General features: G+C 60.9%; 25 protein-coding genes. 14 read left to right on the plus strand and 11 right to left on the minus strand.

Annotation, left to right across the window (positions count from 1 at the left end; translation table 11 throughout):
* Window positions 1-16 precede the first annotated feature (16 nt).
* The 4 genes from AC1DVE_RS24535 (at window position 17) to AC1DVE_RS24550 (ending at window position 3,560) form a co-directional block, all read left to right on the plus strand.
* A complete protein-coding gene (locus AC1DVE_RS24535; protein WP_057713171.1) occupies window positions 17-814 on the plus strand; it encodes a hydroxymethylpyrimidine/phosphomethylpyrimidine kinase in 798 nt (265 codons plus the stop codon).
* A 31-nt stretch (window positions 815-845) separates the two neighbouring features.
* The gene (thiE, locus tag AC1DVE_RS24540) at window positions 846-1,469 is read left to right on the plus strand and encodes a thiamine phosphate synthase (RefSeq protein WP_223453565.1); all 624 of its coding nucleotides are present in this window, start codon (window positions 846-848) and stop codon (window positions 1,467-1,469) included.
* 28 nt (window positions 1,470-1,497) lie between these two features.
* Window positions 1,498-2,781, plus strand: coding sequence for a glutamate-1-semialdehyde 2,1-aminomutase (gene hemL, locus AC1DVE_RS24545; protein WP_056728829.1), 1,284 nt, complete (start codon window positions 1,498-1,500; stop codon window positions 2,779-2,781).
* A gap of 224 nt (window positions 2,782-3,005) precedes the next feature.
* Complete coding sequence (locus AC1DVE_RS24550) at window positions 3,006-3,560, plus strand: tetratricopeptide repeat protein (RefSeq protein ID WP_223453569.1); 555 nt, start codon at window positions 3,006-3,008, stop codon at window positions 3,558-3,560.
* A 189-nt stretch (window positions 3,561-3,749) separates the two neighbouring features.
* Here AC1DVE_RS24550 and AC1DVE_RS24555 read toward each other — a convergent pair whose 3' ends face one another.
* Entirely contained in the window at window positions 3,750-4,079 is a 330-nt protein-coding gene (locus tag AC1DVE_RS24555) for a DUF1820 family protein (RefSeq protein WP_008052403.1), read from the minus strand.
* 133 nt (window positions 4,080-4,212) lie between these two features.
* Here AC1DVE_RS24555 and miaB point away from each other — a divergent pair, with 133 nt between their 5' ends.
* The 5 genes from miaB (at window position 4,213) to lnt (ending at window position 9,627) form a co-directional block, all read left to right on the plus strand.
* The gene (miaB, locus tag AC1DVE_RS24560; protein WP_223453571.1) at window positions 4,213-5,541 is read left to right on the plus strand and encodes a tRNA (N6-isopentenyl adenosine(37)-C2)-methylthiotransferase MiaB; all 1,329 of its coding nucleotides are present in this window, start codon (window positions 4,213-4,215) and stop codon (window positions 5,539-5,541) included.
* A 214-nt stretch (window positions 5,542-5,755) separates the two neighbouring features.
* Window positions 5,756-6,763 carry a PhoH family protein gene (locus AC1DVE_RS24565; protein WP_008022966.1) on the plus strand — a complete coding sequence of 336 codons (1,008 nt, stop codon included), beginning with the start codon at window positions 5,756-5,758 and terminating at the stop codon, window positions 6,761-6,763.
* Complete coding sequence (gene ybeY / locus AC1DVE_RS24570) at window positions 6,756-7,250, plus strand: rRNA maturation RNase YbeY (protein WP_223453573.1); 495 nt, start codon at window positions 6,756-6,758, stop codon at window positions 7,248-7,250. The genes AC1DVE_RS24565 and ybeY overlap by 8 nt, the downstream gene beginning before the upstream one ends.
* 5 nt (window positions 7,251-7,255) lie before the next feature.
* The gene (locus tag AC1DVE_RS24575) at window positions 7,256-8,095 is read left to right on the plus strand and encodes an HlyC/CorC family transporter (RefSeq protein WP_027924283.1); all 840 of its coding nucleotides are present in this window, start codon (window positions 7,256-7,258) and stop codon (window positions 8,093-8,095) included.
* A gap of 8 nt (window positions 8,096-8,103) precedes the next feature.
* Window positions 8,104-9,627: an apolipoprotein N-acyltransferase gene (gene lnt / locus AC1DVE_RS24580; protein ID WP_477784271.1), complete on the plus strand. Its 1,524-nt coding sequence runs from the start codon at window positions 8,104-8,106 to the stop codon at window positions 9,625-9,627.
* Between the two features lie 48 nt (window positions 9,628-9,675).
* Here lnt and AC1DVE_RS24585 read toward each other — a convergent pair whose 3' ends face one another.
* Both AC1DVE_RS24585 and AC1DVE_RS24590 read right to left on the minus strand, forming a co-directional pair.
* Window positions 9,676-10,437: a YdcF family protein gene (locus AC1DVE_RS24585; RefSeq protein ID WP_223453577.1), complete on the minus strand. Its 762-nt coding sequence runs from the start codon at window positions 10,435-10,437 to the stop codon at window positions 9,676-9,678.
* A gap of 104 nt (window positions 10,438-10,541) precedes the next feature.
* Window positions 10,542-10,862, minus strand: coding sequence for a hypothetical protein (locus tag AC1DVE_RS24590; protein ID WP_223453579.1), 321 nt, complete (start codon window positions 10,860-10,862; stop codon window positions 10,542-10,544).
* 281 nt (window positions 10,863-11,143) lie between these two features.
* Between AC1DVE_RS24590 and leuS the strand changes: the two genes are divergently transcribed.
* From leuS to AC1DVE_RS24615, 5 genes are all read left to right on the plus strand, one after another.
* Window positions 11,144-13,750, plus strand: a complete 2,607-nt coding sequence (gene leuS / locus AC1DVE_RS24595) for a leucine--tRNA ligase (RefSeq protein WP_223453580.1) — start codon at window positions 11,144-11,146, stop codon at window positions 13,748-13,750.
* A gap of 87 nt (window positions 13,751-13,837) precedes the next feature.
* Complete coding sequence (locus AC1DVE_RS24600) at window positions 13,838-14,443, plus strand: LPS-assembly lipoprotein LptE (protein ID WP_223453582.1); 606 nt, start codon at window positions 13,838-13,840, stop codon at window positions 14,441-14,443.
* Window positions 14,444-14,482: 39 nt separating this feature from the next.
* Window positions 14,483-15,520, plus strand: coding sequence for a DNA polymerase III subunit delta (holA, locus tag AC1DVE_RS24605; protein WP_223453584.1), 1,038 nt, complete (start codon window positions 14,483-14,485; stop codon window positions 15,518-15,520).
* A gap of 210 nt (window positions 15,521-15,730) precedes the next feature.
* The gene (gene arfA, locus AC1DVE_RS24610) at window positions 15,731-15,895 is read left to right on the plus strand and encodes an alternative ribosome rescue factor ArfA (protein ID WP_007990624.1); all 165 of its coding nucleotides are present in this window, start codon (window positions 15,731-15,733) and stop codon (window positions 15,893-15,895) included.
* 61 nt (window positions 15,896-15,956) lie between these two features.
* Complete coding sequence (locus AC1DVE_RS24615; RefSeq protein WP_477784272.1) at window positions 15,957-17,279, plus strand: lytic murein transglycosylase; 1,323 nt, start codon at window positions 15,957-15,959, stop codon at window positions 17,277-17,279.
* 136 nt (window positions 17,280-17,415) lie between these two features.
* Here AC1DVE_RS24615 and AC1DVE_RS24620 read toward each other — a convergent pair whose 3' ends face one another.
* The 8 genes from AC1DVE_RS24620 to rodA form a co-directional block, all read right to left on the minus strand.
* Window positions 17,416-18,366, minus strand: a complete 951-nt coding sequence (locus AC1DVE_RS24620; protein ID WP_223453588.1) for a S66 peptidase family protein — start codon at window positions 18,364-18,366, stop codon at window positions 17,416-17,418.
* A 174-nt stretch (window positions 18,367-18,540) separates the two neighbouring features.
* The gene (gene lipA, locus AC1DVE_RS24625; protein ID WP_223453688.1) at window positions 18,541-19,539 is read right to left on the minus strand and encodes a lipoyl synthase; all 999 of its coding nucleotides are present in this window, start codon (window positions 19,537-19,539) and stop codon (window positions 18,541-18,543) included.
* A 25-nt stretch (window positions 19,540-19,564) separates the two neighbouring features.
* Window positions 19,565-20,212, minus strand: coding sequence for a lipoyl(octanoyl) transferase LipB (lipB, locus tag AC1DVE_RS24630; protein WP_223449073.1), 648 nt, complete (start codon window positions 20,210-20,212; stop codon window positions 19,565-19,567).
* Window positions 20,212-20,487, minus strand: a complete 276-nt coding sequence (locus AC1DVE_RS24635) for a DUF493 domain-containing protein (protein ID WP_095941984.1) — start codon at window positions 20,485-20,487, stop codon at window positions 20,212-20,214. Before AC1DVE_RS24635 ends, lipB begins: the two co-directional genes overlap by 1 nt.
* A gap of 87 nt (window positions 20,488-20,574) precedes the next feature.
* A complete protein-coding gene (locus AC1DVE_RS24640; RefSeq protein ID WP_046041684.1) occupies window positions 20,575-21,732 on the minus strand; it encodes a D-alanyl-D-alanine carboxypeptidase family protein in 1,158 nt (385 codons plus the stop codon).
* Window positions 21,733-22,056: 324 nt separating this feature from the next.
* Window positions 22,057-23,064, minus strand: coding sequence for a septal ring lytic transglycosylase RlpA family protein (locus tag AC1DVE_RS24645; protein WP_223453589.1), 1,008 nt, complete (start codon window positions 23,062-23,064; stop codon window positions 22,057-22,059).
* Window positions 23,064-24,074 carry a lytic murein transglycosylase B gene (gene mltB / locus AC1DVE_RS24650; protein WP_223453591.1) on the minus strand — a complete coding sequence of 337 codons (1,011 nt, stop codon included), beginning with the start codon at window positions 24,072-24,074 and terminating at the stop codon, window positions 23,064-23,066. The genes AC1DVE_RS24645 and mltB overlap by 1 nt, the downstream gene beginning before the upstream one ends.
* Window positions 24,075-24,091: 17 nt before the next feature.
* Window positions 24,092-25,195, minus strand: coding sequence for a rod shape-determining protein RodA (gene rodA / locus AC1DVE_RS24655; protein WP_223453690.1), 1,104 nt, complete (start codon window positions 25,193-25,195; stop codon window positions 24,092-24,094).
* Between the last annotated feature and the right edge of the window lie 26 nt (window positions 25,196-25,221).

The following is a 25,221-nucleotide window of genomic DNA, read 5'->3' on the forward strand; positions in this document are numbered from 1 at the left end:
GGTAAGCTCGCGCACCATGAATATCTACAGCTCTCGCCCCGTTGTCCTCTGTCTCTCCGGCCACGACCCAAGTGGTGGCGCCGGCTTGCAGGCAGATATCGAAGCCCTGCTCGCTCAGGGTTGCCATGCGGCTCCGGCCGTCACCGCCCTGACCGTGCAAGACACTGTCAATGTCACTGACTTCCGCGTCCTCGACCGTGAGTGGGTACTGGCCCAGGCCAATGCCGTGCTCAACGACTCCGAAGTCGCCGCCGTCAAACTGGGCATGCTCGGTTCCCTGGAAATGGTCGACACCGTGGTCGAACTGCTTTCGGCGCACCCGCATTTGCCGGTGGTCTGCGACCCGGTGCTGCGCGCCGGCGGCGGCGGACGCCTGGGCAAGGACGAGGTCGGCTACGCCATGCGCGAACGCCTGCTGCCCTTGTCGATCATTGCGACCCCCAACCTTCCCGAAGCCCGCATCCTCGCCGAACTGCCCGAAGGCACCGCGGACGAGTGCGCTGAAAAACTCTTGCCGTTCGTCAAACACCTGCTGATCACCGGCGGCCATGGCGACGAAACCGAAATCCACAATCGCCTGTACAGCCGCGACGGCTTGCGCGAAACCTTTACCTGCCAGCGCTTGCCGGGCAGCTATCACGGTTCCGGCTGCACCCTGGCCAGTGCGCTGGCCGGTCGTCTGGCCCAGGGCGAAAATCTCGCCAGTGCCGTACAGACCGCGCTTAACTACACATGGCGCACCCTGCGTGATGCCGAGCAGCTGGGCAAAGGCCAGTTTGTACCGCGCCGTTTGCCACTGGATTTCTGTTCGTAACTTCTATTTGTAATGCGGTGAGGCTTGTCCGATGAAACTACGTGGCCTGTACGCCATTACCGACAGCCATTTGCTGGAGGGTAAGTTGCTCAAGTACGTGGAGGCGGCGCTGGAAGGCGGCGTCACCTTGCTGCAATACCGCGACAAGAGCAGTGACGAGGCCCGCCGCCTGCGTGAGGCCGAAGCCTTGCGCGGGCTGTGCGAACGTTACAAGACGCAGTTGATCATCAACGACGACGCCGAATTGGCGGCACGCCTGAACGTGGGCGTGCACCTGGGCCAGACCGACGGCCCGCTGACTCCGGCCCGTGCACTGCTCGGGCGTCAGGCGATCATCGGTTCGACCTGCCACGCGCAGCTCGAACTGGCCGAACAGGCCGCCAAGGAAGGTGCCAGCTACGTCGCCTTCGGCCGCTTCTTCAATTCGAACACCAAGCCCGGCGCCCCGACCTGCAGCCTCGACCTGCTCGACCAGGCACGCAAGCAATTGCACCTGCCGATCTGTGCGATCGGCGGCATCACCCTGGATAACGCCGCCCCACTGGTGGCCCATGGCGTCGATCTGCTGGCGGTGGTGCATGGCCTGTTCGGTGCCGAGAGCACGGCTGAGGTGACCCGCCGCGCCCGCGCCTTCAACGAATTGTTTTCTATTTAAGCTTTAAATCTGATTTGAGAGCCCGATCATGTCTCGTTCCGAAACGCTGTTTGCCAATGCCCAGAAACACATTCCCGGTGGCGTGAACTCGCCGGTTCGCGCGTTCAAGAGCGTCGGCGGCACGCCGTTGTTCTTCAAGCACGCCGAAGGCGCCTACGTCACCGACGAGGACGACAAGCGTTATGTGGATTACGTCGGTTCCTGGGGCCCGATGATCCTCGGCCACAGCCATCCAGACGTACTGGACGCGGTGCGCAAGCAGCTTGAGCACGGCCTGTCCTACGGCGCCCCGACAGAGATGGAAACCCAGATGGCCGATCTGGTCTGCTCGCTGGTGCCGTCGATGGAAATGGTGCGCATGGTCAGCTCCGGCACCGAAGCGACCATGAGCGCTATCCGCCTGGCCCGTGGCTTCACCGGCCGCGACAGCATCATCAAGTTCGAAGGCTGCTACCACGGTCACTCCGACAGCCTGCTGGTCAAGGCCGGTTCCGGCGCACTGACCCAGGGCGTACCGAGTTCGGCCGGTGTACCGGCGGCATTCGCCAAACACACTCTGACCCTGCCGTTCAACGACATCGACGCGGTAGAAACCATGCTCGCCGAAGTCGGCCAGGACGTGGCCTGCATCATCGTCGAGCCAGTGGCCGGCAACATGAACTGCGTGCCGCCGGCACCGGGTTTCCTCGAAGGTCTGCGGACCCTGTGCGACAAGCACGGCGTGGTGCTGATTTTCGACGAAGTGATGACCGGCTTCCGTGTCGCCCTCGGCGGCGCCCAGGCGTACTACGGCGTGACGCCGGACCTGACCACCTTCGGCAAGATCATCGGTGGCGGCATGCCGGTCGGCTGCTTCGGCGGCAAGCGTGAAATCATGCAGCGCATCGCCCCGCTGGGTCCGGTCTACCAGGCAGGTACGCTGTCCGGTAACCCGCTGGCGATGGCCGCTGGCCTGACCACCCTGCGCCTGATCAGCCGTCCGGGCTTCCACGCCGAGCTGACCGACTACACCACTCGCCTGCTCGACGGCCTGCAACAGCGCGCCGATGCGGCCGGCATTCCGTTCGTGACCACCCAGGCCGGCGGCATGTTCGGCCTGTACTTCAGCGGTGCCGACGACATCGTTACTTTCGATGACGTGATGGCCAGCGACGCAGCCCTGTTCGGCCGTTTCTTCCACCTGATGCTCGAAGGTGGCGTGTATCTGGCACCGAGCGCATTCGAAGCTGGTTTCACTTCGATCGCCCACGGCGAAGCTGAACTGAAGCTGACCCTGGACGCCGCCGAGCGCGCCTTCGCTGCCTTGAAGTAATGCTCAAATGCTGACGTTGGCCCTTGCCAGCGTCAGCTTTCGCCTGCAACCCCACGATTTTTCCCACTCATCTGCTAATAATCCCCCGCAAAGTGGGCGATAAATTTCCCGCGCAGCAGAAAAACGAGTAAAGACTTTGTAAGGTTGCCCCTGCTTATTTCATAATGCGCGCTTATTGGATCCCTCGATGGGTCCGCGCGCCCTTCAGAGGTAAGTCGATTCCCATGAACCGCACCGGCCGCACCCTTGCACTGGGCTGCCTGTTGCTTCTTCAGCCCCTGCTCGCGCACGCACAAGCAGGCGGCAACTCGTTGTTAATCCCAGCGATGGGTCGCTGCACCCTCAATACCCAACCGCAAGACCTGGAACAGGCACTCACCGCCTGCCAGAAAGCGTCGGAAGAAGGGGATGCGCAAGCGCAATACGAGCTGGGTGAGTTCTACTACGAAGGCAAAAACGCCCCACGCGACCTCAATCAAGCCCTGAGCTATTTCGAAAAAGCCTCGCTGCAAGGCCACGCCCAGGCGCAATTCAAACTCGGCACCATGTTCTTCCACGGCGAAGGCGTGCCGGCCAATAACGTTCAGGCGTACATCCTGCTGAAGATGGCGGCGGTCAACGGCGCCGAAGACGCACTGGACACCGCCGACGAAGTCACCGAAAAGATGCCCCGCGAAGAACTGGAGCTTGCTACCCAGGTGCTCGGGCAAATCTTCCGTAAATATTTGATGGAATTGCAGAGCGCTGACGGGCGTACGCCTTTCGCGCCACTGCCCTGAGCACTTCTGACTGCGGGGTGGCTTGTTGTGGCGAGGGAGCTTGCTCCCGCTGGGGCGCGAAGCGGCCCTAAATCCTGCAATCACACTCTGCCTGGCACACCGCGCGTTTCGGTCTTGCGACTGCTTCGCAGCCGAGCGGGAGCAAGCTCCCTCGCCACAACAAGCCCCTTCAGCCATCAGGCAAACCGCTTACTTCTCAGGCATCGGCATCGGAAACGGCATCACATTGCCGACCGCGCCACGGGCTTCGCTGATTTTCGGTGTTCCCATACGCTCGACTTCGTCGATACGCACGATCGAATGCATCGGCACAAAACTGCGCACCACGCCTTCGAACTGGGCCTTGAGCTTTTCTTCGCTTGGATCGACGACCACTTGCGTGCGCTCGCCAAAGACGAACTCTTCCACTTCCAGAAAGCCCCACAGATCACTTTGATAGATCTGCTTGGCGTACATTTCGAACACCTGGCCCTGGTTGAGGAAAATCACCTTGTAGATTGGAGCTTCACGTTTGGTCATGGCAGGCGAAATACATCGGGGGATAAAAATGAGGGCGCGAACTATAGCATAGCCATCGGACGCGCAGCGGTAGGAACCTGGGTACATGTTCCCTATAATGCGCGGTTCTTTGAATCACGTGATGACTCTTTCCATGGCCAAGAAGCTTTACATCGAAACCCACGGTTGCCAGATGAACGAGTACGACAGCTCGCGCATGGTCGATCTGCTGGGCGAACATCAGGCCCTGGAAGTCACCGCCCGCGCTGAAGACGCCGACGTGATCCTGCTCAACACCTGCTCGATCCGCGAACGTGCCCAGGATCGCGTCTATTCCCAGCTCGGCCGCTGGCGCGAACTGAAGCTGGCCAACCCGGACATGGTGATCGCCGTCGGCGGTTGCGTGGCCAGCCAGGAGGGCGCAGCCATCCGTGATCGCGCCCCCTATGTCGACGTGGTCTTCGGCCCGCAGACCCTGCACCGCCTGCCGGAAATGATCGACGCCGCGCGCACCAGCAAACTGCCGCAAGTCGACGTCTCGTTCCCGGAAATCGAAAAATTCGACCATTTGCCCGAGCCCCGCATCGACGGCCCGAGCGCTTACGTGTCGGTGATGGAAGGTTGCAGCAAATACTGCACGTTCTGCGTGGTGCCCTACACCCGTGGCGAAGAGGTCAGCCGGCCGTTCGACGACGTGCTTGCCGAGATCATTCACCTGGCCGAAAACGGTGTGCGCGAAGTGACGCTGCTGGGGCAAAACGTCAACGGCTATCGTGGCCTCACCCATGACGGGCGCCTGGCGGATCTGGCCGAGCTGATCCGCGTGGTCGCCGCGGTCGACGGCATCGACCGCATCCGTTACACCACGTCGCACCCACTGGAGTTCTCCGACAGCCTGATCCAGGCCCACGCCGACGTGCCGGAGCTGGTCAAGCACCTGCACTTGCCGGTGCAATCGGGCTCGGACCGCATCCTTGCCGCGATGAAGCGCAACCACACCGCGCTGGAATACAAATCCAAACTGCGCAAGCTGCGGGCCGCCGTGCCGGGGATCTGCATCAGCTCGGACTTCATCGTCGGCTTTCCGGGCGAGACCGAAAAAGACTTCGAACAAACCATGAAGCTGATTGCCGACGTCGGCTTCGACTTTTCCTACTCGTTCGTCTACAGCCAGCGCCCGGGCACACCAGCCGCCGACCTGGCCGATGACACCCCGGAAGAGCTGAAAAAAGAACGCCTGAATGCCCTGCAGCATCGCTTGAACCAGCAAGGTTTCGAGATCAGCCGACAAATGGTCGGCTCGATCCAGCGGATCCTGGTGACCGATTACTCGAAAAAGGACCCGGGCGAGCTGCAAGGCCGGACCGAGAATAACCGTATCGTCAACTTCCGCTGTGACAATCCGACCCTGATCGGCCAGTTCGCGGACGTGCACATCGATGCCGCGCAGCCGCACTCGCTGCGGGGTTCGCTGGTCCAGTAACACCGAAGATCCCTGTGGGAGCGGGCTTGCTCGCGAATGCGGTCTGTCAGCTACATTATTGTCGACTGACACACCCTCTTCGCGAGCAAGCCCGCTCCCACAGGGACAGCGCCAGGCCAGTGAATTAACTTGGTCTGCATAAGAGCTTTCGTACCCACGCCACTGGCGCTATCCTTGATTCATCACTATTGCCCCAGGGCGGCTAAATACGACCTTGAACGCACCCATAGAACCACATCGTTTCATTCTCGAGCCTTTTGAAGCTCGTCGCTTCGCCAATCTGTGCGGGCAATTCGACGAGCATTTGCGCTTGATCGAACAGCGACTGACCATCGAGATCCGCAATCGCGGAAATCAGTTCGAGCTGATCGGCGAACCCAAACACACCACCTCCGCGGAAAACCTCCTGCGCCGCCTGTACCGGGAAACCAAGGGTACCGAGCTGTCGCCGGACATGGTGCACCTGTTCCTGCAGGAATCGGCCGTCGAGCAGCTGGACAACCACTCCCCCGCCGAACCGTCCGTGGCCCTTCGCACCAAGAAAGGCATGATTCGCCCCCGTGGCTTGAATCAGCTGCGCTACGTGAAGGAAATCCTCGGTAACGATATCAACTTCGGCATCGGCCCGGCCGGTACCGGCAAGACCTACCTGGCTGTGGCCTGCGCGGTGGATGCACTGGAGCGCGAGCAGATTCGCCGCATCCTGCTGGTTCGTCCCGCGGTCGAAGCGGGTGAAAAACTCGGCTTCCTGCCCGGCGACCTGTCGCAAAAAATCGACCCGTACCTGCGTCCGCTCTACGACGCGCTCTACGAAATGCTCGGCTTCGAATACGTCGCCAAGTTGATCGAGCGCCAGGTGATCGAAGTCGCGCCACTGGCCTACATGCGCGGCCGTACGCTGAACAACAGCTTCATCATTCTCGACGAAAGCCAGAACACCACGGTCGAGCAAATGAAGATGTTCCTGACCCGGATCGGCTTCGGCTCCACGGCCGTCATCACCGGGGACATCACCCAGGTCGACCTGCCACGCGGCACCAAGTCCGGCCTGCACCATGTTATTGAAGTGCTCAAGGATGTGCCGGGGATCAGTTTCACCCATTTCCAGCCCAAGGACGTCGTGCGCCATCCACTGGTGCAGCGCATCGTTGAAGCCTACGAGCGCTTCGAAACCAAAGCGGCCGATGATGCCGCCGCCAAGGATAGCCGCCGCGATGCTTGAGCTTGACCTGCAAATCGCCACCGAAGCCTGCGCCCCCAGCGAAGCCGAGTTCCGCCAGTGGTGCGAACTGGCTTTGCGTCAGCGCACCGCCGATTCGGAGATGACCATTCGTCTGGTCGACGAAGCCGAAGGACGCGAGCTGAACCACACCTGGCGGCAAAAGGATTACGCAACTAACGTCTTGTCATTCCCGGCCGATGTGCCGGATGAGTTCCTCGACATCCCGCTGCTAGGCGATCTGGTGATCTGCGTGGCCGTGGTCGAGCGTGAAGCCGCCGAGCAAGGCAAGGAACTCAAGGCCCATTGGGCACACCTGGTGATTCACGGCTGCTTGCATCTGCTTGGTTACGACCATATTGATGACGACGAAGCCGAAGAAATGGAAGCACTGGAACGAACGTTGCTTGCAGAACTGGGCTTTCCCGATCCGTACGCGGACGACGAAGCCGATTTATCCCCTACCGAAACAACAAAGGATTCAGAGTAATCGCTATGAGCGAAGATCGATCGAGCAACGGGCAGAAGTCATGGCTGGGTAAGCTCACCCAGGCTTTTGCCCACGAGCCGAAAAACCGCCAGGAGCTGCTGGAGCTGCTGCGCGATGCACACCAGAACAAACTGCTGGACAGCGAAGCGCTGGCCATCGTCGAAGGCGCCATCCAGGTGGCTGACTTGCAGGTCCGGGACATCATGGTCCCGCGCTCGCAAATGGTCAGCATCAAGGCGACCCAGACACCCCGCGAGTTCCTGCCTGCCGTGGTCGACTCGGCCCACTCCCGCTATCCGGTGATCGGCGAAAGCCACGATGACGTGATGGGCGTGTTGCTGGCCAAGGACTTGCTGCCGTTGATCCTCAAGGAGAACGGCGACAGCTTCAACATCAAGGACCTGCTGCGCCCGGCCACCTTCGTGCCGGAGTCCAAGCGCCTTAACGTGCTGCTGCGCGAATTTCGCGCCAACCACAACCACATGGCCATCGTCATCGACGAGTACGGCGGCGTGGCAGGCCTGGTGACCATCGAAGACGTGCTGGAGCAAATCGTCGGCGACATCGAAGACGAACACGACGTCGAGGAAGACAGCTACATCAAGCCGCTGCCCAGCGGTGATTTCCTGATCAAGGCCCTGACGCCGATCGAGAACTTCAACGAGTTTTTCGACAGCGAGTTCTCCGACGACGAATTCGACACCGTTGGCGGCCTGGTGATGAGCGCGTTCGGGCATTTGCCAAAACGTAACGAAATCACTGAAATCGGCCCGTACCGTTTCCGCATCCTGAACGCCGACAGCCGTCGGATTCACTTGCTTCGCCTGACGCCCATTGCTCGCTAAGGATTGAAATGCGCTGGACAACCCGCCCCGGCTGGCCCGGTAACCTGCTGGCCGTGGCGGCCGGTGCAATCACCACACTGGCCCTGGCGCCGTTCGATATCTGGCCACTGGCACTGCTCGCCGTCGGCCTGTTCTATGCGGGTCTGCGCGAGCTGAGCCCACGTCAGGCACTGGGGCGCGGCTGGTGTTTCGGTTTCGGCCTGTTCGGTGCCGGCACCAGCTGGATCTACTACAGCATTCACCACTTCGGCGGCGCGTCGGTATTGCTGGCCGGTTTCCTGATGCTGCTCTTCACAGCGGCGATTGCCTGGTTCTTTGCCCTGCCCGCCTGGATCTGGGCGCGCTGGCTGCGCCGAAATGAAGCGCCGCTGGCCGACGCCCTAGCCTTCGCGGCGCTGTGGGTCGGCCAGGAAGCCTTCCGCGGCTGGTTCCTGACAGGTTTCCCCTGGCTGTATTCCGGTTACAGCCAGCTCGATGGCCCGCTGGCCGGGATTGCTCCCATCGGCGGGATGTGGCTGATTTCCTTCACCCTGGCCCTTACAGCTGCGTTGATCTACAACGGCTTGCGCCTGGTTCGCACGGGGCGCAAAGGCTTCATCGCTGCCGGTGCATTACTGCTGGTCGGTCCATGGCTGCTCGGCATGGCCCTCAAACATCATGCCTGGACCAGCCCGTCAGGCCCGCCACTGAGCGTCGCCGCCATTCAGGGCAACATCGAGCAGAGCATGAAGTGGGACCCGGCGCAGCTCAACGCGCAACTGGCGTTGTACCGCGACATGAGTTTCAGCTCCAGGCGCGTCGATCTTCTCATCTGGCCGGAAACGGCGATTCCGGTGCTCAAGGAGTCCGCCGAGGGCTACCTGAACATGATGGGCAACTTCGCGGCCGAACGTAAATCGGCGTTCATTACCGGTGTCCCGGTCCGCATGGAGGTACGCCACGAGAAGCGCTTTTTCAATGGCATCACCGTTACCGGTGAAGGCGACGGCACTTACCTCAAGCAAAAACTGGTGCCGTTTGGTGAATATGTTCCGCTGCAGGATGTGCTGCGCGGGCTGATCGCATTCTTCGACCTGCCGATGTCTGACTTTGCCCGCGGCCCGGCCGACCAGCCTCTGCTGCAGGCCAAGGGTTATCAGATCGCGCCGTTCATCTGCTATGAAGTGGTTTATCCGGAGTTCGCCGCCAGCCTTGCCGCCCGCAGCGACCTGTTGCTGACCATCAGCAACGACACCTGGTTCGGCACCTCCATCGGCCCGCTGCAACACCTGCAGATGGCGCAGATGCGTGCACTGGAGGCCGGCCGCTGGATGATCCGCGCCACCAACAACGGCGTATCCGGCCTGATCAACCCGTTCGGTCAGATTACCGATCAGATCCCGCAGTTCGAACGCGGCATCCTGTATGGCGAAGTGGTGCCGATGCACAACCTCACGCCGTACCTGGAATGGCGTTCGTGGCCATTGCTCATTCTCTGCGTGTTGTTGTTTGGCTGGGCGCTGATTGCGAGCCGGATGGCCAAGACCGTCTGAAATCATTTGTGGCGAGGGAGCTTGCTCTCTCGCCACAGGGATTAGCGCTTAGCGATAGAAAAGCGAATAACCGACCTGCCCCACCGCCTCGTTCATCAACTGCCCGTTCTGCCAGATCGCCTTGAACTCCGGCATCCAGCCACCCAGTGGCTGCGCATTGTCGCCGCCCAGAAACCCTACTGGCGCCGGCACCACCTCAAACCCGGCCTTGCGAAAACTCCAGACCGCTCGTGGCATATGCCAGGCCTGGGTCACGAGTACCACACGCTTGATACCCTGTGGCAGCAACACCTCGGCGCTGAACTGCGCATTTTCCCAGGTCGTGCGGCTGCGCCCTTCCTGCCAGCGCACGGTCACGCCAAAATCGTCACGCAAGGAGTCAGCCATTATCTGCGCCTCGCTGGGCGGAGTGCCGTAATGCAAGCCGCCGCTGGTCAGTACCGGCAAGCCGGAAGCCTTGGTCAGCCGCGCGGCAAAGCGCTGGCGTTCCAGGCCGATACCCGTGGGCTGGTCGGCCCCCCAGGCCGCATCACCGCGCTCGCGCCCCGAGCCGAGGACCACGATCGCGTCCGCGCGCTGCCCCAGGATTGCCCATTCATCGCGGGCCAGCGGTGGCTCACGCTCGAGCAGGCCGGCACTCCACTGCACCACCACCGGCAGGCTCATCAGCCAGAAGCCACCCAGCCCCAGAGCAAAGCACGCACCGGCAAGCCTTGGCCTTGAGCGGCGCAACCACCAGGCGAGCAAAAGCAGCAGCAATAGAATGCCGGGTGGCAAAAGAAGTTGTTTCACGAAATAACGAAAAGGCATCGAGCATCTCCCGGAGATGCCCGAAGCCTAAGTGGGTTCGCGCAATGCGACAATCAATACAGGAGGACTATGCTTCAAAAAACCATGGAGTACGGCTCTGTGCCCTATTTGAACTGCAAAGACCGGACCTTTACCGCGTCTCTGCCGGGAACCTTGTCCTTGAGCCAGATGATCTTGGCCGAACGTGGTGCGTCGAGTTGCTTTATTGCCTCTGACAAGCATCCGTGTGTCTCACGCTCGCTGCGATCCAGATACGCCTTGACAAGTGCAAACTCTGCGGGGCTCAGGCCGCGCAGTTCCAGTTCCAGAGGGCGTTCGTCGCGCAACCGGCCAGCGGTTTTTGCCGCATCCAGGGCCAAGGCCAACCGATCGATCAGCCTTTCGTACAGCTCCGGTTTTGTAGCTTTTTGCTGAGACTCAACCATCCCTCACCTCATTGGAAGATAAGACCTACTCCCCAGTTAGAGCTTAGCTTCCATGAACAAACCGGCTGAACGCCGCGACCAACGGCCCTCGCAGCGGTTTTTGCAGGACGTGCGGCAACAATCAGGGTTTCCCTCGGTAGAGCGCGGTCATGTATGCTACGGCGCTTCCTGTAACTCCACTTCCAGCTCGGCTGGGCATCGAAAACGCCAATGTGGCGAGATCAGCGTCCAGCGTTGCATTGAAGAGGATTAGGCCACCCCTATTCAGTTCAAAAGTAGCCATGCACGAACAATATCAGCCCCGTGAAATCGAAGCCGCCGCCCAGTCGTTCTGGGACGAGCAAAAGTCCTTTGAAGTCAGTGAACAGCCAGGCAAGGAGACTTACTACTGCCTGTCGATGTTCCCTTACCCCAGCGGCAAGCTACACATGGGGCACGTGCGCAACTACACCATCGGCGACGTGATCTCCCGCTACCAGCGCATGCAAGGCAAGAACGTTCTGCAACCCATGGGTTGGGACGCCTTCGGCATGCCGGCGGAAAACGCCGCAATGAAGAACAACGTAGCGCCCGCCAAATGGACCTACGAAAACATCGCCTACATGAAATCCCAGCTGCGCAGCCTGGGCCTGGCGGTGGACTGGTCGCGCGAAGTGACCACCTGCAAGCCTGATTACTACCGCTGGGAACAATGGCTGTTCACTCGCCTGTTCGAAAAAGGCGTGATTTACAAGAAAAGCGGCACCGTGAACTGGGACCCGGTCGACCAGACCGTCCTGGCCAACGAACAAGTGATCGACGGTCGCGGCTGGCGTTCCGGCGCGCTGATCGAAAAGCGCGAAATCCCGATGTACTACTTCAAGATCACCGCCTACGCGGATGAGCTGCTGGAGAGCCTCGACGAGCTGACTGGCTGGCCTGAACAGGTCAAGACCATGCAGCGCAACTGGATCGGCAAGTCCCGCGGCATGGAAGTGCAGTTCCCGTACAACGTCGATTCCATCGGCGAAGCGGGCGTGCTGAAAGTCTTCACCACCCGTCCGGACACCCTGATGGGTGCGACCTACGTCGCCGTCGCTGCCGAACACCACCTGGCTACCCTGGCCGCACTGAACAATCCTGAGCTGCAAGCGTTCATCGCTGAATGCAAGGGCGGCAGCGTGGCCGAAGCCGACGTCGCCACCCAGGAGAAAAAAGGCCTGCCGACCGGCCTGTTCGTCGAGCACCCACTGACCGGCGAAAAACTGCCAGTATGGGTCGCCAACTATGTGCTGATGCACTACGGCGACGGCGCGGTGATGGCGGTTCCGGCCCACGACGAGCGCGATTTCGAATTCGCCCACAAGTACAACCTGCCGGTTAAATCGGTAGTGCGCACCAGTTCCGGTGACAGCAACCCGGCCCCATGGCAAGACGCCTACGGCGAGTACGGCACGCTGATCAATTCCGGCGAGTTCGATGGCCTCGACTTCGCGGGCGCCTTCGACGCCATCGAAGTCGCGCTGATCAAGAAAGAACTGGGCGCCTCACGCACCCAGTTCCGCCTGCGCGACTGGGGCATCAGCCGTCAACGTTACTGGGGCTGCCCGATCCCGATCATCCACTGCGACACTTGCGGTGATGTGCCGGTACCGGAAGATCAACTGCCTGTCGTGCTGCCGGAAGACGTCGTACCCGACGGCGCCGGTTCGCCACTGGCGCGCATGCCCGAGTTCTACGAGTGCAGCTGCCCTAAATGCGGCCAGCCTGCCAAGCGTGAAACCGACACCATGGACACCTTCGTCGAGTCCTCGTGGTACTACGCCCGTTACGCCTCGCCGCACTTTGAAGGTGGCCTGGTGGAAAAATCGGCGGCCGACCACTGGCTGCCGGTGGATCAGTACATCGGCGGTATCGAACACGCGATTCTTCACCTGCTCTATGCGCGCTTCTTCCACAAGCTGATGCGCGACGAAGGCCTGGTGAGCTCCAACGAGCCGTTCAAGAACCTGCTGACCCAGGGCATGGTGATCGCCGAGACGTACTATCGCCGCGAAGCCAATGGCGCTTACACCTGGTTCAACCCGGCGGACGTCGAGCTTGAGCGTGACAGCAAGGCCAAGGTTATCAGCGCCAAGCTGAAAGCTGACGGCTTGCCGGTGGAAATCGGCGGCACCGAGAAGATGGCCAAGTCAAAGAACAACGGCGTCGACCCACAGTCGATGATCGACCAGTTCGGCGCAGACACCTGCCGCCTGTTCATGATGTTCGCCTCGCCACCGGACATGAGCGCGGAATGGTCCGACTCCGGCGTCGAAGGTTCGCACCGTTTCCTCAAGCGCGTCTGGCGTCTGGCTCAAGCCCACGTCACTCAGGGCCTGCCAGGCAAACTGGACGTCGCCAGCCTGAATGACGAGCAGAAAGCCGTTCGTCGTTCGATCCACCTGGCCATCAAGCAGGCCAGCCAGGACGTCGGCCAGAACCACAAATTCAACACCGCCATCGCTCAGGTGATGACGCTGATGAACGTGCTGGAAAAAGCCGCGCAAGGCACCGAACAGGATCGCGCACTGATTCACGAAGGCCTGGAAACCGTGATTCTGCTGCTGGCTCCAATCACGCCGCACATCAGCCACGAGCTGTGGAATCAACTGGGTCACGCTGATCCTGTGATCGACGCCGGTTGGCCGGTGGTGGATGACAGCGCTTTGGTACAGGACAGCCTGCAGTTGGTGATTCAGGTCAACGGCAAACTGCGTGGTCACATCGAAATGCCGGCCAGCGCCAGCCGCGAAGAAGTCGAAGCCGCCGCCCGTGCCAACGAAAACGTCCTGCGTTTCGTCGATGGTCTGACCATTCGTAAAGTGATCGTAGTGCCCGGGAAACTGGTCAATATCGTCGCCAGCTAATTGGAGCAGGCGCCAGGCGAGCCTGGCGCCGGACAAAACCTTTCGGGCCGCTCGATCGGCCCACATGGTTTCAAGGGGAGCAACAAGATGATCAAACGCAATCTGCTGGTGATGGGCCTCGCGGTTCTGCTGAGCGCCTGCGGTTTCCAGCTGCGAGGCACCGACACCAACGAACTGGCAATCAAGGAACTCGACCTGAGTGCCCGTAACGCCTATGGCGAAACCGTGACCCAGTTGCGTCAGGCACTGGAAGGCAGCGGCGTCAAGGTCTACACCGGCGCACCTTACAAACTGGTGCTGACCAGTGAGCAGGAAACCCAGCGCATCCTCAGCTACGCCGGTGCCGGTCGTGCTGGCGAGTACCAGGTGACCACCGTATTGAACTACGACATCCGTGGTCGCGGTGACCTGCCACTGATGAGCGACAAGCTTGAAGTGCAGAAAATCTACATGCACGACGGCAACAACCTGGTGGGTTCCGACCAGGAAGCCGCAACGGCCCGGACAGAAGCCCGCCGCGAGCTGGTTCAACGCATGTTGCTGCGTCTGCAACAACTGAGCCCTGGCCAACTGGATCAGTTGCAGCAGACTGCCGAAGCCAAGGCCAAGGCAGACGCCGCGGCACTGGAAGCAGCACGCAAGACTGAAGCGGAAACCCCGCGCCAGTCGCCTATCGAACTGCCGCAGCAGTAAGACTTACGGGGCGCCCGAGCGCCCCGTTCGCCCTCTCTTATGAAGCTCGCCCCCGCCCAACTCGCCAAACACCTGCAAGGCACCCTTGCGCCGGTCTATATCATCAGCGGCGATGACCCGCTGCTGTGCCAGGAGGCGGCCGACACTATTCGCGCTGCCGCCCGCCAGCAGGGATTCGATGAACGCCAGGTGTTTGCCGCCGACGCCAGTTTCGACTGGGGGACGTTGCTGCAAGCCGGTGCCAGCATGTCGTTGTTCGCCGAAAAGCGCCTGCTGGAACTGCGCCTGCCTTCCGGCAAACCCGGCGACAAAGGTGCCGCCGCGCTTATCGAGTACTGCTCGCGCCCGGCCGAAGACACCATACTGCTGATCAGCTTGCCGAAGCTCGATGGCAGCGCGCAGAAAACCAAGTGGGGCAAAGCGCTGGTCGAAGGACAGCAAACCCAGTTCGTGCAGATCTGGCCTGTCGATGTCGCCCAGTTGCCAAGCTGGATCCGCCAACGCCTGTCCCAAGCCGGGCTTTCCGCCAGCCAGGACGCTGTTGAGCTGATCGCCGCGCGGGTCGAGGGCAACTTGCTGGCCGCCGCCCAGGAAATCGAAAAGCTCAAACTGATGGCCGAAGGCGGCCAGATCACCGTTGAAACCGTGCAGGCTGCAGTGGCCGATAGTGCGCGCTTCGATGTCTTCGGCCTGACCGATGCGGTGCTCAATGGCGAAGCGGCCCATGCCTTGCGCATGCTCGAAGGGCTGCGTGGGGAAGGCGTCGAGCCGCCGGTGATTCTCTGGGCCCTGGCCCGGGAGTTGCGCCTGCTGGCCAATATTTCCCTGCAATACAGCCAGGGTACGCCCCTGGACAAGGCCTTCAGCCAGGCCAAACCTCCGATCTGGGACAAACGTAAACCGTTGATGAGCAAAGCCCTGCAACGCTACTCGGCGCAACGCTGGGCGCAACTATTGCTTGAAGCACAACGCATCGACGCCCAGATCAAGGGCCAGGCTGCCGGTTCGCCGTGGATGAGCCTGAGCCGGTTGACGTTGTTGATGGCCGGGCAAAGATTGTCGTTACCTGCCGAGTAAGGCTTTCTGTGGCGAGGGGGCTTGCCCCCGTTGGGGCGCGAAGCGGCCCCCATTCGTTACTGAGTTCTTCCAGGCACACCGCACACTCCGGTTCTACGGCTGCTCCGCAGCCGAACGGGGGCAAGCCCCCTCGCCACAAGGGACTAGACATCCCCCCAACTTCGGCCGATGATTTGCCCCGCAAAAACCACTCACTTGCGAGGCATCATCATGAGCAAAAAGCCATCAAAGCATGGCCCCAACAAGGCCAAATCCATCATCGCCCAGCCATTGTTCCGCAGCCGCCAGGAACGCCCGGCCAAGGGCAAAGGCAGCTACCGCCGCGAAGCCTTCCAGTCTGACAGCTGGGAGGCTTCTTACTTTCTGGCTGCGTAAAGCAGAACACCCCTTTGACATGGTAAGGTCTGTACCTGATTCGTATTCCCTGGACCCGTGCATGCCCTTTTGTCTTCCCCATCGTTGGCACTTACGCCAATTGATCGCTGCCTCCAGCCTTGTTTTGCTTGTCGCCTGCGCGGAAAAACCGACCGCAGCCGACGCTCAGCCGCTTCAGACGCTCCCTGTCGCCACCGCCCCGGCGGTTGTTCCGCCTGTGGTTCCGACGGGTGAGAACCTCGACATTCAGCCAACCCAGACCTTCGCCGAATGGCAGGCAGGTTTCCGCAAGGATGCCCTGGCCGCCGGTATCCGCGCCGATCTGTTCGACCGCGCCTTCGCCGATGTCAGCTTCGACCCCAGCGTGATCCGCGCAGACCGCAGCCAACCGGAATTCGCAAAACCGGTTTGGGAATACCTCGACGGCGCCTTGTCGCCGCTGCGAGTACGCAAAGGCCAGTCGCTGATCAACCAGTACGCCGACATCCTGCAAAGCATCGAGCAGCGCTACGGCGTTGATCGTCAGGCGCTGGTGGCCGTGTGGGGTATGGAAAGCAACTTTGGCCAGTTCCAGGGCAGCAAGTCGGTGATCAACTCGCTGGCGACCCTGGCCTACGAAGGTCGTCGTCCCGGCTTCGCCCACGCGCAATTGATTGCCGCCCTGCAAATCCTGCAACAAGGCGATATCGAACCCGAGAAGATGCTCGGATCCTGGGCCGGCGCCATGGGCCAGACCCAGTTCATCCCGACCACCTACAACACCCATGCCGTGGACTTCGATGGTGACGGGCGCCGCGATATCTGGGGCAGTTCGGCCGATGCCCTGGCCTCGACCGCGCATTACCTGCAAAGCTCCGGCTGGCAGAGAGGTCAGCCGTGGGGCTTCGAAGTCCAGCTGCCGAGCGGTTTCAACTACGTACTGGCCGATGGCACGATTCGCAAGAGTGTCGCCGAGTGGCGCCAACTGGGCGTCATGCTGCCCAACGGTGGCCAGGTCCCGGTCGGCTCCGAGCAGTTGTCTGCCGCCCTGTTGCTCCCGGCCGGTTACCGTGGCCCGGCGTTCCTGGTGCTCGATAACTTCCGGGCGATTCTCAAGTACAACAACTCGTCGTCCTACGCCTTGGGGGTGAGCCTGTTGTCGGAACGCTTCAATGGCACGGGCCTGATCAGCGGTACGTGGCCAAAGGATGACCTGCCTCTGAGCCGTACCGAGCGGATCGAGCTGCAAAACCTGCTGAGCGTACAAAACTACGACGCAGGCACCGCCGACGGGATCATCGGCGCCAACACCCGCAAGGCGATCCGCAGCGCCCAGCAGTCGTTTGGCTGGCCGGCGGATGGCTATCCGACGCACAAGTTGCTGGAAGGGTTGCGTAACCGATAGTTTGTCGTATGGCTGGAACCGCTTTCGCGAGCAAGCCCGCTCCCACATTGATTTTGTGGCGCTCACAGATCCAATGTGGGAGCGGGCTTGCTCCGGGCGGCGTTCCGACGAAGACTGAGTACCAAGCAACGAATATCTACCGCTTGGTCACCACATCCTGTTCCAACACCAACTCCTTGCTCCCAGCATCCAGCCGCACCAAGGCCCCCATGGGCAGCGTCAGGTTCGGATCGCAGTGCCCGCTGCGCCATCCGGACAGCACCGGAATCTTAAATGGCTCGAAGGTCTGCTTGAGCAACCTGTCCAGCGCCGCCACCTCAACCCCCGCCACGTCCCCAACCAACACGCCGCGCAGCTTGTGCAACGTGCCTGCCAGCCGCAGTTGGGTCAGCAACCGGTCGATGCGATACAGCGGCTCGTTGATGTCCTCGATCAACAGAATGACGCCCTCGGCGTCCATCTCGTAGGGCGTGCCCATGGTCGCGGCGATCATGGCCAGATTGCCTCCGAGCAAGCGCCCATGAGCCACGCCAGGCTCGATCGTGGTCAGCGGGTAGGCTACCGGATGAGCCAGCACTGTTCCCGCCCTCACCTGCCCTCGCAGCATGTTGAAGAAGGACGGCTCCGTAGGTTTTTGCTTGTCACCCAGCAGGTCGGCATTGAGCATCGGACCATGAAAGGTCACGAAGCCGGCATAACGACTGATCGCCAAATGCAGCGCGGTGATGTCGCTGTAGCCGACGAACGGCTTGGCGTTGTCACGCAGCAAATCAAAATCGATGCGGTCGAGCAGTCGCGGCGTGCCGTAACCGCCGCGCAGGCAGATGATGGCATCCACCTCGCTGTCGGCGAACGCTGCATGCAGGTCGCCAAGTCGCATCTCGTCGCTACCGGCCAGGTAGCCGTTTTTTTCGTAGACCCCGGGAAACACTTTCAGTGAATAACCCCGGGCACGCATCCATTGCAGCGCCTTGTCGGTGTCCAGCGGGGCTGGGCCAGCGGGTGCGATAACGCCGATCAGGCCTTCCGACGGCAGTGCCGGGACGGGAGCATGAGGGCAAAGGGTGTGGGTCGGTCGAGCGGTCATCCGTGAATCTCCCTGCGTGAAATCTTCAGCACACAGTAGTCAGGAACGGGGACAAACAGAAGAGGAACCGTTGCCCCGCAGGTTGCAGGAAAAAACAGTCGTTGCCATAGGCTAGGCAAAAAAACGCCCGCAAGGCTGAACACCGTGCGGGCGCTTTTCATTTCATTGCGTCGATCAGGACGACATCAGCTCGGCCTTGACCAGCTTGGCCTGCTCGTCGGCGTGATACGAGGAGCGTACCAACGGACCGGAGGCAACGTTCTTGAAGCCCATCTTGTAGCCTTCCTCGGCGAACCAGGCGAAGGTGTCCGGGTGCACGAAGCGCTGCACCGGCAAGTGACTGCGGGACGGTTGCAGGTACTGGCCGAGGGTCAACATGTCGATGTCGTGCTCGCGCATGCGCTTCATGACTTCGATGACTTCTTCGTCGGTCTCGCCCAGGCCCAGCATCAGGCCGGACTTGGTTGGAATGTGCGGCATCATCTGCTTGAAGCGTTGCAGCAGGGTCAGCGACCACTGGTAGTCAGAACCCGGACGTGCAGCCTTGTACAGGCGCGGCACGGTTTCCAGGTTGTGGTTGAACACATCCGGCGGCTCGGCGGCGGTGATTTCCAGCGCGATGTCCATGCGGCCACGGTAGTCCGGGACCAGGGTCTCGAGCTGCACGTTCGGCGACAGCTTGCGGATTTCACGGATGCAGTCGGCAAAGTGCTGGGCACCGCCATCACGCAGGTCGTCGCGGTCCACAGATGTGATCACCACATACTTCAGGCGCAAGTCGGCGATGGCAATGGCCAGGCTTGCCGGCTCGTTGACGTCGAGTGGTTTCGGACGGCCGTGGCCGACGTCGCAGAACGGGCAACGACGGGTGCAGATGTCACCCATGATCATGAAGGTCGCGGTGCCACCGGAGAAGCACTCGCCCAGGTTCGGGCAGGACGCCTCTTCGCACACGCTGTGCAGCTTGTGTTTGCGCAGCAGGGCCTTGATGCGGTCGACTTCCGGCGAAACCGGGATGCGTACACGAATCCAGTCTGGCTTCTTCGGCAGTTCGGTGGTCGGAATGATCTTCACCGGGATGCGTGCAACCTTTTCGGCGCCGCGCAGCTTGACGCCGGCTTCAACCTTGGGACGCGGGGCCGGGCGCTCAGTGACATCGAGCGTCGGGATCATGGTTTGCACTGCATCAGTAGTCATATCAGTCGATTCCGCCCGTCAGGGTCGTCTGCTCAGCATAGTCGAGGTGTTTGACGAGCTGCGCGCGCAGCCGGGCACTTACCTCGGCAAATTCAATCGATCCTGCGTGATCGCTCAGCTGGGTCATCGCCAGCCCGGCATAGCCGCAGGGATTAATCCGTCGAAACGGTTCCAGGTTCATGTCCACGTTCAAGGCCAGGCCGTGAAAGGAACAACCGTGGCGGATCCGTAGACCCAGGGAAGCGATTTTCGCTCCGTCGACGTAGACACCCGGTGCATCGGGCTTGGCCACGGCGGTGACACCGTAACTGGCCAGCAGCTCGATCAGGCATTGCTCCATCCGGCTGACCAGATCGCGCACGCCAAACCCGAGCTTGCGCACATCCAGCAGCAGATAAGCCACCAACTGACCGGGCCCGTGGTAAGTCACTTGACCACCACGGTCGACCTGCACCACAGGAATATCCCCGGGGAGCAGCAGGTGCTCGGCCTTGCCGGCCTGGCCCTGGGTGAACACCGCGGGATGCTCAACCAGCCAGATCTCGTCGGCGGCATCGCTGCCGCGTTCGTTGGTGAAGCGTTGCATGGCATGCCAGACCGGCTCGTAAGCCATCTGGCCGAGTTCGCGAAAGCCCAGCGTGCCGGACATCACAGCACCATGTGCACGAAACCGGTGGCCCGCAGCTCGCTGTTGATGTTGTACAGCTGGTCCTGGTCGGTCGCGACGATGTGCAACTGGATGGTGGTGTATTTGCCGTTGCTGCTCTGGCGCTCGTCAACACGCTCATCGTTGATCGTTGCATGTTTGCGGACGATGTCGATGATTCTGTCCTTGTTGCCCACACCGGTGTCGCTGATCACCTTAACCGGGTAATCATTGGCAGGGAACTCGATCTTTGGCGCCTTTACTTCGGTATCGGTCATGGCGTAACGGCCTCGTAAGCGTAAGCCGTGGCGACGGGCATGGCTGCGCGCCAGATCAGCGCGGAGCCATGCAGGTGCACACTAAATTCAGTTGAACAAGCCGTAGAAGAATAGACGGATGCTATCCCACATGCGGCGGAAGATACCACCTTCCTCGACAGCGTCCAGAGCGATCAGATCGGCGCTGTGCACCACCTTGTCGTCCAGTTTCACTTCGACTTTACCGATCACGTCGCCCTTGGCGATTGGCGCGACCAGTTGCGGGTTCATGGTCATGCTGGCAGCGAGCTTTTTCAGCTGGCCTTTGGGCAGGGTCATGGTCAGGTCTTCAGCCAGGCCGGCCTTGACCTGGTTGGTGGAGCCCTTCCAAACAGGCGCCTGGGCCAGTTCGGTGCCCTTCTGATAGAAGGTCTGGGTTTCGAAGAAACGGAAACCGTAGGTCAGCAGCTTCTGGGTTTCTGCTGCACGGGCCACTTCGCTGTTGGTACCGAACACCACGGCGATCAGGCGCATGCCATCACGTACGGCCGAAGACACCATGCAGTAGCCGGCTTCGTCGGTGTGGCCGGTTTTCAGACCGTCGACGGTCTTGTCGCGCCACAGCAGCAGGTTACGGTTCGGTTGCTTGATGCCGTTCCAGAAGAACTCTTTCTGCGAGTAGATCGCGTAGTGAGCCGGGTCTTCGTGGATGATCGCGCGGGCCAGTACAGCCATGTCATGAGCCGACGAGTAGTGCTCAGGGTTCGGCAGGCCGGTCGGGTTCATGAAGTGGGTGTTGGTCATGCCCAGGTCGGCGACGGTCTTGTTCATCAGGTCGGCGAAGGCGTCTTCGCTGCCGGCGATGTGCTCGGAGAGCGCGACGCTGGCGTCGTTACCCGACTGGATGATGATGCCGTGCAGCAGGTCGCTGACGGTGACCTGCGAGCCGACCTTGATGAACATCCGCGAACCGCCGGTACGCCAGGCATTTTCGCTGACGGTCACCGGATCGTTTTCGCCGATCTGGCCACGACGGATTTCCAGGGTCGCGATGTACGCGGTCATCAGCTTGGTCAGGCTGGCCGGTGGCAGACGCTGGTCACCGTTGTTCTCGACCAGCACGTTGCCGCTGCTGGCATCCATGAGCACGTAGGCCTTGGCGGCCAGTTGCGGTGGCGACGGCATCATCTCGACCGCGAACGCGGCTGGTGAGAGGAGCAGCGGGACTAGCAGGAACAGGCGTTTGGCAAAGGTGGTGATGTTCATCCGTCTCTCGAAATCGCTAATGGAAACTGCCCAAGGGCAAAACTAATCAAATAACCTTCAGGCTTTGCCCGAAAACTGCCTGCGCGACGATCATGCTGCGTTAAAAACAGGCTCGGAATGCTCATGTAGGCCCCTACAATCCGCTTCCTCGCCTATTTTTGCCTTGCCTGATCGCCGCTCGGCGAGTTTTCGAACAAACCCTACGAGTCATCGCGTGTTCAGTTGCTCACTCAGTCACCCTTGCCGGGCTTTTGTTCTTCAACGAGTCAACAACCTGGTTCGCCCCCCAATACCGCAGACGAACCGTCAATCAAGCTCTACGTATTACTCCGTGACCACACTCGGCGAACCGAGATTGGCCAGGCGCACACTGTTCTGCACCTGCTGGATTTCACCCGGCGATCCGATCGGGCCCAGGCGAACCCGATGCAGGGTCTGCTGATTGCGCACGATCGAGCTGATGAACACCGGAGCGCTCACCATCCCGCTGAGCTTCGATCTCAGGAGTTCTGCAGCGTCCGGGTTGGCGAACGCGCCCACCTGCAGATACTGGCCAGAGGCTGGTACAGAAGCGTTTTTTTTTGCATCAAGCTGCACAGGCACCACCGCAGCGGCGTGTTGCTGTGGCGGCGGTGTCCATTGCTCGACGGTGCCGGCCGAAGCAGTGATCACCGGGGCGCTATTCTGCGCGACTTGCGGTTCGTTGAGCATCAAAGGCGCCGGACGGCCTTTGGCTGCCCAAAACGCCTGTGGATCAATGCCTTCGACCTTGACCCGCGCGGTGCCGATTTCGGCATAACCGAGCTTCTTGGCGGCAGCGTAGGACAAGTCGATGATCCGGTCCGAATAGAACGGCCCGCGGTCGTTGACCCGCAGAATCACGCTCTTGTTGTTGTCCAGGTTGGTCACCCGAACGTAACTTGGCAGTGGCAATGTCTTGTGCGCGGCGCTCATGCCATACAGGTCATACACTTCGCCGTTGGCGGTGTTCTGACCGTGGAACTTGGTGCCGTACCAGGACGCAGTACCCGATGCCACGTAGGTCTTGGACTCTTGCAACGGGAAATAGGTTTTGCCCAATACCGAGTACGGGCTGGCCTTGTATGGGCCGGTGTGCAGGGTCGGCGTGGCGTCCGGGATGCGCGCAACATCGACATCCCACCATGGCGCGCCATCCTTGTGGGCGCGGTTGATGTCCAGCCCCGGCGTCGAGCGCACGGCGGTGGTGGACTTCTGGGCCGGCGCGCGGCTGGTCGAACAACTGGCGACCAACACAGCCAACGCGGCGAATGCCATCAACTTCAGGGGTTTATTGATAGGCAATGCCCGCATTACTTGACGCCCCGTGCTTGGACCAGCTGTTCAGACAGTTGATGTACGGCCATGGCGTACATCACGCTGCGGTTATAACGCGTGATCGCGTAAAAATTCTTCAGGCCCATCCAGTACTCGGAGCCATTGTCGCCTTCCAGGCGGAAAGCAGTAACCGGCATATCATCGCGCAGCGCATCATGACTTGACCACCCCAGGGCTCGCAACTCCCCGACGGTTTTCGTCGGTTCGATTCCTGCGGTCAAACCTTCGTCGACCTGATCGCCACGGACATCGGCGCGGCTGACCACCGGTTCGCCGGCGACCCAGCCATGACGCTTGAAGTAACTGGCGACACTGCCAATGGCATCGTCCGGGTTGGTCCAGATGTTGATATGGCCATCACCGTCGAAATCCACCGCATAGGCGCGGAAACTGCTCGGCATGAATTGCGGCAAGCCCATTGCGCCGGCGTAGGAGCCTTTGAGCGTCAACGGATCGACCTGCTCTTCGCGGGCCAGCAGCAGGAACTCACGCAACTCCTTGCGGAAAAACTCGGCACGGGGAGGATAGTCGAAACCCAGGGTCGACAAGGCATCGATCACCCGGAAATTTCCGGTATTACGGCCGAAAAAGGTTTCAACACCGATGATCGAGACAATCACCTGGGCCGGCACACCATATTCCTGCTCGGCACGGGCCAACACCGCTTCGTGCTGACGCCAGAAGTCCACACCCCGGGCTATGCGCGCATCGGTGATGAACATCGGGCGATATTCGCTCCACTGCTTGACCCGTTCGGCGGGTTTCGAGATGGCGTCCAGAATCGACTGCTTGCGCTCGGCTTCGCGGAACACGCCCATCAATTGTTCGCCAGCGAAACCGTAGTCGCGGGTCATTTCACCGACGAATTCGGCCACCTGGGGTGAGCCTTCGTAGTCGCCGGCCAACGCTTCCTGCACGGTGCCAAGGATGCTTACCAGGCCGACCCATGGCGCGTATCGAGTCGCCCAGCCACGCATTACTTGCATTGAAAATTTCACCTTATTCAAACCTGCGCGATCCACTTGCGATGGGTATGGATCGACATCAAAACCCCAAACGCTGACAGCAGCGTCACCAGCGAAGTGCCTCCGTAGCTAATGAACGGCAACGGCACCCCCACCACCGGCAACAGGCCACTGACCATACCGATGTTGACGAAAACATAAACAAAAAACGTCATGGTCAGGCTGCCCGCGAGCAACTTGCCGAACAATGTCTGCGCCTGGGCAGTAATCACCAGCCCGCGGCCGATCAACAGCAGGTAGATCAGCAACAGCGCGCAGATCCCCACCAGGCCGAACTCCTCACCCAATACGGCAATGATGAAGTCGGTGTGGCTTTCCGGCAGGAAGTCCAGATGCGACTGGGTGCCCAGCAACCAGCCCTTGCCGAACACACCGCCAGAACCGATAGCGGCCTTGGACTGGATGATGTTCCAGCCCGTACCGAGCGGATCGCTCTCCGGGTCGAGGAACGTCAGGATTCGCTGCTTTTGATAGTCGTGCATGATGAAGAACCACATGGCTATCGCCACGGGCACGGCGGCGGCCAGCACGCTGAGGATCCAGCGCCAGCGCAGCCCTCCCATGAACAGCACGAACGCGCCGCCGGCCAGAATCAGCAGCGACGTACCGAGGTCCGGCTGGCGCACGATCAGAATGAACGGCACGCCGATCAGCATCAGGCTGATGCCCACATGCTTTAGCTGGGGCGGCAAGGTGCGTTTTGACAAGTACCAGGCAATCGTCGCTGGCATCAGGATCTTCATGAATTCCGAGGGCTGGAAGCGGATCACCCCGGGAATGTTGATCCAGCGGGTAGCGCCCATGGCGTTGTGGCCCATGATGTCCACCACCAGCAGCAGCATCACCCCGACCACGTAGCCCAGCGGCACCCAGCGCGCCATGAATCGCGGCTCGAACTGGGCGATGACGATCATCGACACCAGGCCGATGCCGAACGAAGTGGCTTGCTTGCCCAGCAGATCCCAGCTCTTGCCGCTGGCCGAATACAGCACGAACAGGCTGCCGGCGGCGAGGGTCAGCAGCAGGATCAGCAGCGGGCCGTCAATGTGCAGGCGTTGCAGCAGCGTCGCGCGACGACGCATCACATCCTCACTGGAGAGCATGCGAT

This window comes from Pseudomonas sp. P4_B4 (assembly GCF_056402255.1).